Genomic DNA, 11136 nt, shown 5'->3' with positions numbered 1-11136 from the left:
TTTCTCATCGTCCACTCCTCAGTGGTTACTGATGAGCAACAAACCCTCTCTTAGCAAATACCGCTATTTGGACCCATAAGCGCTGACGTCAGACACATCGGAACATCGTCCCCAAGAATTGCACCATAGCCACCTTGCAAAAAAACCACCTTCAGGCTGTCCGTGAATTTCAACCTGCAGTCCATCGTCATATTGAACACCGACGAACGCGTGCCCTGCTCCAGTGACACCTAGTTCGTTCACACCCATATAAATTTCTGCCATAACTCAATTCCTCCAGATTAATGAAATTTGTCGAACAGGATATCGATTACGCATGGTTATGGGATTTCAAAATAGCAGCGCTGCTCTCTTGTTCTTATCGTCGATATCATTTCGGTTTTATCTCGCTCCCAATAGACAACATGTGTAGTGACGCCACAGAGCGAGCCAATATTTTTGGCAGATCCAAACCATATTTCTTGTCTTTGCTGTGTTGAAAGTGAAGAAAAGTCCCCAGTGAACATTTCAACGTGCGCTCGACGTATTTCGTATGGCAGCCTAAACCCACTTTCCGAAAGCCAGTCCGTTAGCTCTGCAGCCGGTGTTCCAACGGGAAACCTCCCTTCGACAACGTCTTGGAAGTTTACATAGTAGTGGAAGGCCCAGTGTTCTTTTAGCTGCAGGTCATCATTGGAAGTGTCGGCCCAACAGGCGCCACTCGCCAAAACCGCCACCATGAGGAGTGCCGGAAATAGAATTTTCTTTGCTTTGGAGGCAGTCTTGCCTTGGCCCTGCTGGTTTCCCATGTCCGCACCCTTGATCCGATATCCCCCAAGTAGAGCGCCAAAAGGCAATGTCATGCGAAGGGCGATTTTCTTCAACCTCGGCCATATATCTATTGATGGCGGCGTAGCTCAGATCTCTGCGCTTGGCACCACCAAAAACAAGCCGCATAATCAATCACACTAACGAACCAGAGCCTCCAAAGCTCAATCCGCTCTGATGCCCCATTTTATATGACGACGGACACAAAAAGGCGATTGAATGGGGCTGGAAAGGCACCAATCCCGCTGCCGGGATCAAGAAGTTTCGGGAACAGAGCCGTGATCGCTTCTTACAGCCTGAGGAACTGCCGCGTTTCTTTGAGGCCTTGGCAAATGAGCCAATGAAACCGCGCGGGACTTTTTTATGATTTCCCTCCTGACCGGGGCGCGAAAATCTAACACGCTGGCGATGATGTGGAAAGACATCAGCTTTGAAGCCGCAACTTGGCGGATTGAGGAAACCAAGAACGCTGATCCTCTGACTGTTCATTTATCTCAACAAGCAGTTGATCTGCTGATAGAGCGCAAGCTGAAGTCAGACAGCCCCTTTGTGTTTGAAGGCACAGGCAAGAGCGGTCATCTGGCGGACCCCAAGAAAGCGTGGTGTCGCATTTTACTGGAAGCTGGAATTGAGAACCTGCGTATCCACGACCTGCGACGCACGTTAGGGAGCTATCAGGCGGCAACTGGGGCCAATGGGTACATTATCGGCAAGTCGCTGGGGCATCGCTCGCAGCAATCCACGGCAATCTATGCGCGCCTGAACCTTGATCCCGTTAGGGACAGCGTCAACAAAGCGACGGAGTTGATGTTTTCTAATAGTGCATAAAGGTGGACTGCTGACATTCGCAAAGATGCGGGTGACCGGCGGTAGTGCGCAGCTTTTGACCTTTGCAAAGTCGGTCCCCAGGACGCGCCGACATGTCGCGAACGGCCCAGAGCCGCCACTCGTACCAAACCCGTCTAACGTCAGCTTCCAGCCCAAAGCGGGCCCGTTGCTTAAATCTTGGGCAACCGGCGCTCTCATATGGAAAGGGTGTAAAGCCGTCCTTCACTGTGCGCCGCGCCAAGGCCTGCTGTGCGGACGCCCCATTTCGGGGGGAAGTTCCACTCAACTACACAATGCGGCCCTATCCTGCTTCTGAGAAACTGGAGATCATCCGCCTTGTAGAGGAGAGCCATCTTTCGGCTCGCCTAGCTGCGTTAAGCGCAGGATCAACTGTGAGCAGGCAAAGTCAAAAAGCGGCTTGGATCCTTCCCGACCCCCTCGGGCATGCGGGTAGCTCACACCCTGTGCCCGCTTAGTGTTTTATGCCCAGTAGGTGGTAATGTTAGGGTTGTTGTTGTTCTGTCGCGGCGAGAAGCAGGGAATTGATTGTGCAAAATCGCTCGCCAAGCTGTTGTTGTTGAGCTTAGTTATGCAAACTGTTGAAGTTTAGGGAGGCTACGAATGCCGCAAGATAACCACGATAAGGCAAGTTCCTCTTGCTAGTCGCACAGATCAGCGACCCCCATATTGTGGAGCCCGGCCAAAAAGCATGCGATGTCGCACCGACCAGTGAGAGGTTGGCGCAACTTGTGACCTGCGTCAACAAACTTGATCCGTTGCCCAACGTGACGTTGATCACCGGGGACATCACGCATGACGGCACTGACGCACAGGCCGAACAGGCCAAGCATCTGCTGGCCCCGCTGAAAATGCCCTATCATGTGGTGCCCGGTAACCATGATGACCGGACGGCGCTCGGTAAGATTTTTTCGGGGCAAGCCTGCCCATCGCAAGATGCAGAATTCTTACACTATGTGATCGAAGACCACGACACCCGCCTAATCGGTCTGGACAGCACTAATCCCACCGCTCCGGGAGGGGAATTCTGCCAAAAGCGAGCCAACTGGCTTGACGCGCGGTTGAGCGAGGCATCGGAAAAGCCAACAATCTTGTTTATGCATCATCCACCAGTGAAATTTGGAGTGCAGGAAACCGATGTGGATGGATTCGAAGGATCTGACCTGTTGGGAGAACTAATAGAGCGTTTTCCCAACATCGAGCGTGTCCTCTGCGGACACATCCATTTGACCGCCCATACCCAATGGCGGGGAACGGTCGTCAGCACGGCCCCTTCTGCGGGCGGTATGCGGTTGGCGCTGGATCTCACGCTCAAGAAATCATCCGGTTTCCATCTCGCCAACCCGGAATTCCAACTCCACCACCGAACGACTGATGGTGGGCTGATCACGCACCAGGTTGAAGTGTCAGAAAATGACAAACTATATTTGTTCTGACGACAGGGAAGAAACCATGCAAGCTGACACAGGACACGGAACATCTCGCGCCCATTTTGGTGCCGCTCAGAAAAGCTATGATTTGAACATTCTGGTGGTCAGGGATCTAGACTTGCCCCTCGCCAAGGGCAAGTTTCAGACCAGACTTGAACTTTCCAGGTCAGGCCTCGACATCGGAACGAATGCCCACAAGACCCGGAAAATTAGCAATTGCCGAGTTCTGAATGCCTGAGGCTCGTTGGGATGTAATCGTCATCGGCGGCGGTGTGGTTGGCTGCGCGGTCACACGTCGGTTTGCGCTTGCCGGGGCAAAAACCCTGCTGCTGGAACGCGGCCGCGACATTCTCTCGGGTGCAAGCAAAGCCAACAGCGCAATTTTGCACACCGGTTTCGACGCGCCGCCCGGCAGCCTGGAAGTGGCCTGCATGCAGGCCGGATACAAAGAATATCTGGACATCCATGCCCGCCTGAACCTGCCGATGCTAAAAACAGCGGCGCTAGTCGTCGCCTGGACGGAAGAACAGCTGGCCCAGCTCGACGGTATCGTTTCCAAAGCGCATGAAAACGGCGTTGATGATGCCAGGCAAATCTCCCGCAAGGACTTGCTCAGTCGCGAGGATGGCCTGTCGAAGACGGCGCTCGGGGCTGTTGAAGTCCCCCGCGAATATGTCATCGACCCGTGGAGCGCGCCGCTGGCCTATCTAAAGCAGGCGGTACGCGCCGGTGCCGGTTATCAATTTGACACCGAGATCAAATCTGGCGCGTTTGACGGAGAATATTGGCATCTCGACACCGGGCAACAGCGGTTTTCAGGCCGTCTTGTGATCAACTGTACCGGCACCAACGGCGACAACATCGAACACATCTGCCGCAAGCCGGGTTTTGAGATCCGGCCGCGCAAGGGGCAGTTCCTAGTTTACGACAAGAGCGCAAGCGCCTTGATCAACTCGATCATCCTGCCTGTGCCAACCGCGACGACCAAGGGGGTAGTGCTGACTAAGACGATCTTTGGAAACCTGCTTCTTGGGCCGACAGCCGAGGAACAGCAGGATCGCAATGTCGCCACGGTCGAACGCGAAATGTTGGAGGGGCTGATTGCCACCGGCACCGAAATGTTACCGGGCCTGGCCGGCCATTCGGTGACCGCCACTTATGCCGGGTTACGTCCGGCGACCCAATTCAAAGATTACCAAATCAGCGCCGAGCCCGGAAAGAACTGGATCGGTGTAAACGGCATCCGCTCAACCGGATTGACAGCAGCGTTGGGGATTGCGGCATTTGTGGAAAAGCTGTGCAGCGAAACCTATTCCGATATCGCAGATTTCAGGCCAGCCCCCATACCCGATTGGCCGGTCATGCCGGTATTGGCTGAACATGGAAAACGTGCGTACCAACAGGGCGATGGCACCGAAATTGTCTGCCACTGCGAACGCGTCACGCGGGGTGAGATCGAGGCGGCGCTTGACGAGAGTGACGTGCCTGCCCGCAGCCTCGGTGGCCTACGACGGCGCACGCGGGTGATGATGGGCCGCTGCAACGGCTTTTACTGCAGTGCCCGGGTGGCCGAGTTGACCCAAGGCAGAATATCACCACCCTTGGCCGGGCATAAGAAAGATCAAACATGAGTAGCTTTGACATTGATGTTGCCATCGTCGGATCCGGCCCGTCCGGCATTGCCGCTGCTACTGCTCTTTCCCAGGCGGGGTTCAAAGATATTGTCGTCTATGAACGCGAGGCTGACATTGGCGGGATACCGCGCCACACCCATCATCCTAGTTTTGGCCTTCGAGTCTTTAAGCGTCCAATGTCGGGGCCAAAATTCATTGCCGCGCTGGTGCGGCGTTGCCCCGATGTCCGGTTTGAAACCAGCACCACGATAACTGCGCTGCGCCCGGGCGGAGTGCTGGAACTGGCCAACGCAACAGGCCTGCAAACCATTCGCGCCCGCCACATCATTTTGGCTACTGGCGCCCGCGAAACCCCACGCCATGGACGGCTGGTACCCGGGTTGCGCCCACAAGGCGTAATCACTACCGGCGCACTTCAACAATTCATCTATTCTGCGAAGTTGCGCCCGTTCGAACGCCCGGTCATCGTCGGCACCGAGCTGGTGAGCTTCTCAGCGCTTTGGACCCTGCGCCATGCCGGAATAAAACCGGTGGCGATGATCGAGACAGGCCCGCGCATCTCTGCCTATAGACCCGCGACTTTGCTTGCCAAGGCAATGGGCGTGCCGATCCACTACAATACCGAAATCACCGATATCTCCGGAATTGAAACCCTGACACAGATCACGACGCTCACGCGGGGCAACAAAACGGCAGCCATTCCTTGCGATGGGCTGATTTTTAGCGGCTGTTTCACCGGCGAGAACACCATCGCCGCTGCCAGCCATCTTTGCCTGAATCCAAGCAACCGGATCCCGCTGGTCGACCAGAATTGGATCACCTCGGACTCGGCTGTTTCGGTAATTGGCAATGCCACCCACCCTGCCGATATGGGCGATCAATGCTATCTGGAGGGTATCAAAGCAGGTGCATACGTGGCCCAACTACTGGCCGGGAACATCGCGATGGACAAGGCTTTCGCCGAAATCCGACACGGCGATGGTATCAAGATGACAACACCAAGCATTCTGCGCAGTGACAATTTTGGCGACCCCCTCTTTGACCTATCGTTTCACGTCACCGCACCGTTCAAGGGAACGGTGTGCATCAGCCATGGCGAACAGGTGATATACGAGGAACCAAGAAACTGCCTGCCGACACGCCGCATCACGCTGCGTAATATCCCGTTTCAGGCTGGCCACCCCATCGACCTTTCACTAATTGGGAAAAGTGACGTCATCGCATGACGTGAGTTGGCAATCGGTCCCCCAGCCTCCGGTCTCAACCCGTTCTCGACATTGTCAAAGAATCCGTTTTGATCAAGTACGTAATCCCCCCATAGCCGATTGTCGCGATCAATCTGGTTGCTCCACCTGGTTGGTTTTATTTGCTGAGTATCAACGGGTTGATCGCTGGCCAGCCAGTCAAAACCAGCCTTTCCCAACCCAAAACTGCGCCCATGTCATCTTGGGCTGCCTCCAGTGCAATCACATAGTTGTTGACCCTATGTGTATTTCTTAGGGGCCCGCTGTAGCCCAATACGCTGCATCAATCCCGCCAATCGGTCCATTCGGCTCCAGTGATACCCATGTGGATGAATAGGGAGATTTACAATCCAAATTCAGCGCCTTACGCGCCCTCTAATGCCTACTTTCCAACCCTTCTATTGAACTGCTCTAAAGGAGAGCGTTGGAGTTTGAAGCTGCCGTTAGACGTGTTTGACACAAATGGCAGCTATGAGAAAAACCGCCGAGTTTCACTGTCGGTACTGTCAGCACTGTCAGCCACTGGCGTTTTCGCCGACTATGACAGAAAAGTGACGGAACATCCCCTTGCCCATCGAGACCTATTTTGACCACGCCAGACTATCCGCCTCAAGCCCAGCTTTTGGCCGCTTCCTATCCCTCGCTGACATTCGACTTGACTGAGGATACCGAGGATCAGTTTAACCGAATAATCCCCGAGGAGGTTATTGTCCGCTTTTCTCGCTTCTTGGACCTGCCAAACGAAGACGGGCGAGCAATCCTGCTGGAAGCTGTAGAGGCCTTTATCTCAGGCGTGAACGACCGTTTTGAGCAACGCCCAGAAAAACAGGACAATGCGGCTCTGACCAAGGTTGCAAGCAAAGCTGAGCAGCTATCCGAAGCCCTGTTAGCACTTATCGACCATCCAAACTTGGAAGCGCAGTTAGAGGAACGGATTCGAGGATTTCACGCGCTTGCTGAGACGCAGAATGGGGCCACCCTGCCCGATTTGATCGACACCCGCCGGAATATCTTCCGCGAGTTTCGGGACCTATTGGTGGATTTGCAGGCCTGCACCGAGGCGACTTGCAACCACCAGCCCAAACAGACCGATTATGCTGACCTGTTTGAAGGTGAAGGGCTTCCCACACCACAGCAGCAATTTCACCGCGATACATCCGAATGGAAACGCCGGAGCCAAGCCCGAAAATTGGGCAGAGACCACCCTCTTCAGTGTTTTCTGCTGTCAATTTTGCCGCACTGGAAAGCCCATGTGGTGCACCCCTTCACCGAAGGGATGTATTTCAAAGAGCTGGAAGGGAATCTGTCGCCTACATTCGCCGAACTGCATCCGATTATCGTGCGGATCGACCCAAAAATTACCCGCCAACATGTTGCAAACTCCATCCGAAAGCTTCGCGAGAGCTCTGTATTTTAAGGCTATCGTGCAAACGGGGAATCTTTTACTCCCCATTTGCACGATTCAGTTTGTTGGCTTTTGCCCAAAGTTTCTGCCTACTTATTAGGTCATCCGAAACTCATAAAAAAGGGATGACTAGAAATGAGTAATCTAAACCAAAACACCCTGCTCAAACCTAAGCAGGTCGCAGAACGCCTTGGCGTATCCATCACCACCCTTGCCACCTGGCGCTGCACCAAGCGCTACCCACTGGCTTACGTTAAAGTTGGCCGCTTGGTTCGGTTCCGCGCCGGTGATGTTGACGCCTTTGAAATCGCGCGTCTTCAGGAGGTTGTTGCAAATGACCGGTAACTGGAAACCCATTGAGTTCGCGGCAATTGCCGAGGCCAGCCCCATCAACCTGCGCAGCCTATTAGCTGAATGGCTGCCAAATGGCAGGTTGATGGGGCGTGAATGGGTGGCCTTAAATCCCACCCGAGCGGATCTCTCGCCAGGATCGTTTCGGATCAACCTGGACAGCGGCCTGTGGGCCGATTTCGCTACCGGCGACAAGGGTGGCGACGCCATCAGCCTCTTTGCCTATCTGAACGGGTTGCAACAAGGTCAGGCCGCGCGGGCGCTGGCACAACGTTTGGGGGTGACAGCATGGGCGCCCTGCGAGACTTGCGCCACCCAAAAGCAGGCGTTGCCGATACTCAGCACGTGTATCGCAATAAAACGGGTTCGCCCGTGTTGATCGCCAATCGGTACGAGGGCAACGGCAGAGGTAAGTTCTTCCTGCCCTATGACGTGACCAAAGACGCGTGGAAAGCGCCTCAATCACGACCGATCTACCATCTGGACCGGATTGTGCAGGCGCCCTCTGATCAGCCCGTTATTTGGGTTGAAGGTGAGAAGTGCGCCGATGCGCTCACCGCATTGGGCTATCTGGCATCCACTAGCTTTGGCGGCAGCAAGGCCCTGGCGAAAACAGATCTTTCTCCGATAGCAGGGCGGCATGTCATCATCTGGCCGGATCACGATGAGCCGGGGCAAGACTATGCTGACAAGCTGGCTGAACAACTCGTTACCTTACTAAACGCAACTCCGCTGATACTGCCGATCAAGAATACCTTAGTTAAGGAACATGATCACAGGGGCGACTCCCTAACTACTTACCTAAGGGTTGGGACGTGGCGGATGCTATTGCCGCTGGCTGGGGGTGCGGTGAGATTGATGCCTTAGTTAATAGCGTGACTTGCAATCTGCCGGATGCGACAGCCTCTTACTTAGTTAGTCAGGCCGGACCAGCCGCAAATGACCCGCATCCCCCTAAGTATAGTAACGCAACCTCAAAGGCCGCTCCCTTACCTAAAGGTACGGATGCCAGCGCCGCACGTTTGGATGAGTTTGAGCTTTGGAAACCCCTCAAGGCGAGCCTTATGTAACGATACGAACCAAGGGGCATTTTGAGCACTGGCCGATCAGCTCGCCCACGTCTCGGAATTATCTGGCTTATGCGCACTACAAGGCCGAGGGCAAAGCGCCCTCAAATGCCACACTGGATGACAAACGCAGGATGCTCGAAGGCGTGGCTCGGATCGAGGGGGAAACGCATCCTGTCTTCAGCCGCATCGCCTCAATTGGGCGCACTCTTTACCTGGATCTTGGTGACGAGGACTGGCAAGCCGTAGCGATTACATCCGAGGGCTGGCAACTGGTCAGCCACCCGCCTGCTCGGTTCCGTCGCTCACACGCAATGCAAGCCCTGCCTGTGCCGGAACAACAGAGCGGTGGGATCGACCTTCTGCGTGACTTCCTAAATGTTGAAACCGAAGACGATTTTCGAATGCTGGTTGGCTGGGTCTTGGGATGTTTCCACCCCAAAGGCCCCTACCCCATTCTGATCCTGTCCGGCGAACAAGGCAGCGCCAAAAGCACCACCGCGCAAACGCTGCGGGATCTGATCGATCCAGCCAGCCCAAGCACCCGCAGCACCCCTAATTCCGAACAGGACTTGGTGATTGCCGCAATGCACAATCATGTTCTGAGTTTTGATAACCCATCTACGATCCGCCCGATGATGGCAGATGCCTTTTGTCGAATTGCCACGGGTGGCGGTTTTGGCACCCGGAAGCTGCACACGGACAGCGACGAAGTGCTCTTCAATGCCACCCGGCCCTGCCTGCTGAATGGCATTCCCGACCTTGCGGCACGTCCTGATCTGGCAGATCGTGCCATCGGCATTCACCTGCCTACTATTCCGCCCAACAAACGCAAGACATTGGGCGCGTTCAACCGCGACTTTGCCAAGGCCAAGCCGATTATTCTGGGCGCGTTGCTGGATGCCGTGTCCTGCGCCCTGGGGCGGATTGACTCTGTGAGCCTCGCAGAAGCCCCCAGAATGGCGGACTTCGCAAAATGGGTAGTTGCCGCCGAGCCATCGCTAGGCTGGACACAGGGGGCGTTTCTGGATTCCTACGCGGCAAACCGTACCAGAAGTGACCAAGCTGCTGTCGAGACCAACCCCGTGGCGCTGGCGATCCCGTCTCTGATGGAGGGCCGTCAGCTTTGGAGTGGCACCGCTACAGACCTGCGCCAAACTCTGCGGGACCGGTTTCCCACCCTGAAAGAAGATAGCCACAGCTTTCCACGCTCCGAAGCACGCTTTGGCGCGGCCCTGCGCCGGGTACAACCCGTTCTTAGGCGTCAGGGGCTGACCATAGGGTTCAGCCGCGAGGGAAAGGCGGGGATGAGGGTAGTTGAGTTGACTAGCAACTAAGGGTCAAACATCGGTTTTGCATAGCTGGGAATGCTCAAGCGCTCGACCTACCAGGGTCGGGCGCTTTTCGTCTGCGCCATTCCGATTGGCTAACAGTACTGACAGTGCTGACGGTAAGACTTGGATACCACTATGATACAGCGATAGATTACCTTGATATTGGGTCGCAGTGAATAGCCGGTTTGGACAAACTAATACCACGAGATGCGACATCTCTCAGCCAAGCTGTCTCAGGACCTTCAGCCAAGTCACGATTATGTGACGAGGATTGTTGAGCGAATAAGATATATTTCCTGCACGAGCAGTCCCGTGAGGGATGGGTGTCCCTCTCAGACACTGGAGAATTTGCATGGCTAGATTACTCAAACTAACCGCACTTTCAGCTGCAATTTCGATGGGCCTTAGTGCTGCCGCTCTTGCAGAACTCAAACTACCGGCTGAGGATAAAAACACTGGCACCAACAAAGTTGTACATGAGGGTAATGATAACCCTGCACCGGGTACTCAGCACCCCAGTCTTACAAAGCCAGCCTCCAACCCAAGTGGGAGCTCAGGCCCTTGGGCAGCTCACACTCACGGTGACCCAGACGGTGACGGAGTGATTGGTGGTAAAGACCAAGATTAATACCTGTCCCGTGCTCCGCGCAAATTAGTATTTGGTTCTATAGTATTCCTGCGCGGCGCACTAACGGCTCTGCCGCTATATCTGACGTGCCACGTGTGATCACGTTCGATCACTTAATTACCTCGTTGCTCGCGACTGACAGTGCTGCCAGTGCTGCCAGTGCCGACAGTTGATCGGACACAAATTCATTACAAATTTAGCCTTTCTGTCGATCTCAAATTGATTGGTTTGCTTCCACTAGGCTTCCAGTAATTGGATTCGGCGCTATGTGATTGCTGGAGTTTGCTCTGTGACGTAGCACCACTGTAGCACCGGTCGGGATAACCCCAACGCAAACGTCCACCCGGAGGTGGCGTTAAGCATCTGTGTTTGTGGTATAAATTTTTGGTT

General features: G+C 54.7%; 12 protein-coding genes. 11 read left to right on the top strand and 1 reads right to left on the bottom strand.

Annotated elements, in window-relative coordinates:
- Positions 1–320: 320 nt before the first annotated feature.
- The gene (locus DL239_RS20870; RefSeq protein ID WP_206188583.1) at positions 321–863 is read right to left on the bottom strand and encodes a hypothetical protein; all 543 of its coding nucleotides are present in this window, start codon (positions 861–863) and stop codon (positions 321–323) included.
- A 307-nt stretch (positions 864–1170) separates the two neighbouring features.
- On the opposite strand from DL239_RS20870, the gene DL239_RS20865 reads away from it, so the two are divergent.
- The 11 genes from DL239_RS20865 to DL239_RS20815 all read left to right on the top strand — a co-directional run bounded on the left by DL239_RS20865 (position 1171) and on the right by DL239_RS20815 (position 10746).
- Entirely contained in the window at positions 1171–1635 is a 465-nt protein-coding gene (locus DL239_RS20865) for a site-specific integrase (protein WP_240932105.1), read from the top strand.
- 656 nt (positions 1636–2291) lie between these two features.
- Positions 2292–3089: a phosphodiesterase gene (locus DL239_RS20860; RefSeq protein ID WP_167686031.1), complete on the top strand. Its 798-nt coding sequence runs from the start codon at positions 2292–2294 to the stop codon at positions 3087–3089.
- A gap of 224 nt (positions 3090–3313) precedes the next feature.
- Positions 3314–4714: an NAD(P)/FAD-dependent oxidoreductase gene (locus DL239_RS20855; protein ID WP_167686030.1), complete on the top strand. Its 1401-nt coding sequence runs from the start codon at positions 3314–3316 to the stop codon at positions 4712–4714.
- Positions 4711–5943, top strand: a complete 1233-nt coding sequence (locus DL239_RS20850; RefSeq protein WP_167686029.1) for an NAD(P)/FAD-dependent oxidoreductase — start codon at positions 4711–4713, stop codon at positions 5941–5943. Before DL239_RS20855 ends, DL239_RS20850 begins: the two co-directional genes overlap by 4 nt.
- Before the next feature lie 449 nt (positions 5944–6392).
- Complete coding sequence (locus DL239_RS20845) at positions 6393–6551, top strand: hypothetical protein (protein ID WP_167686028.1); 159 nt, start codon at positions 6393–6395, stop codon at positions 6549–6551.
- Positions 6548–7378: a hypothetical protein gene (locus DL239_RS20840; RefSeq protein ID WP_206188582.1), complete on the top strand. Its 831-nt coding sequence runs from the start codon at positions 6548–6550 to the stop codon at positions 7376–7378. Before DL239_RS20845 ends, DL239_RS20840 begins: the two co-directional genes overlap by 4 nt.
- Positions 7379–7501: 123 nt before the next feature.
- Complete coding sequence (locus DL239_RS20835) at positions 7502–7711, top strand: helix-turn-helix transcriptional regulator (protein ID WP_167686026.1); 210 nt, start codon at positions 7502–7504, stop codon at positions 7709–7711.
- Positions 7701–8096, top strand: a complete 396-nt coding sequence (locus tag DL239_RS20830; RefSeq protein ID WP_206188581.1) for a hypothetical protein — start codon at positions 7701–7703, stop codon at positions 8094–8096. The genes DL239_RS20835 and DL239_RS20830 overlap by 11 nt, the downstream gene beginning before the upstream one ends.
- Positions 8006–8584: a hypothetical protein gene (locus DL239_RS20825; RefSeq protein ID WP_206188580.1), complete on the top strand. Its 579-nt coding sequence runs from the start codon at positions 8006–8008 to the stop codon at positions 8582–8584. Before DL239_RS20830 ends, DL239_RS20825 begins: the two co-directional genes overlap by 91 nt.
- Before the next feature lie 172 nt (positions 8585–8756).
- Positions 8757–10121, top strand: a complete 1365-nt coding sequence (locus DL239_RS21765) for an AICE element replication initiation protein (protein WP_240932104.1) — start codon at positions 8757–8759, stop codon at positions 10119–10121.
- A 349-nt stretch (positions 10122–10470) separates the two neighbouring features.
- Complete coding sequence (locus DL239_RS20815; protein WP_167686024.1) at positions 10471–10746, top strand: hypothetical protein; 276 nt, start codon at positions 10471–10473, stop codon at positions 10744–10746.
- Positions 10747–11136 lie beyond the last annotated feature (390 nt).

This window comes from Parasedimentitalea denitrificans, from assembly GCF_011813015.1.
GTDB classification, from domain to species: domain Bacteria; phylum Pseudomonadota; class Alphaproteobacteria; order Rhodobacterales; family Rhodobacteraceae; genus Parasedimentitalea; species Parasedimentitalea denitrificans.
This window is presented reverse-complemented; position numbering and strand designations above follow the sequence as displayed.

Bases quoted from the DNA above. Each gene is read 5' to 3' on its own strand.
- DL239_RS20825 (WP_206188580.1), top strand. From the start codon at position 8,006: ATGGGCGCCCTGCGAGACTTGCGCCACCCAAAAGCAGGCGTTGCCGAT.
- DL239_RS20865 (WP_240932105.1), top strand. From the start codon at position 1,171: ATGATTTCCCTCCTGACCGGGGCGCGAAAATCTAACACGCTGGCGATG.
- DL239_RS20815 (WP_167686024.1), top strand. From the start codon at position 10,471: ATGGCTAGATTACTCAAACTAACCGCACTTTCAGCTGCAATTTCGATG.
- DL239_RS20830 (WP_206188581.1), top strand. From the start codon at position 7,701: ATGACCGGTAACTGGAAACCCATTGAGTTCGCGGCAATTGCCGAGGCC.
- DL239_RS20850 (WP_167686029.1), top strand. From the start codon at position 4,711: ATGAGTAGCTTTGACATTGATGTTGCCATCGTCGGATCCGGCCCGTCC.
- DL239_RS20835 (WP_167686026.1), top strand. From the start codon at position 7,502: ATGAGTAATCTAAACCAAAACACCCTGCTCAAACCTAAGCAGGTCGCA.
- DL239_RS20855 (WP_167686030.1), top strand. From the start codon at position 3,314: ATGCCTGAGGCTCGTTGGGATGTAATCGTCATCGGCGGCGGTGTGGTT.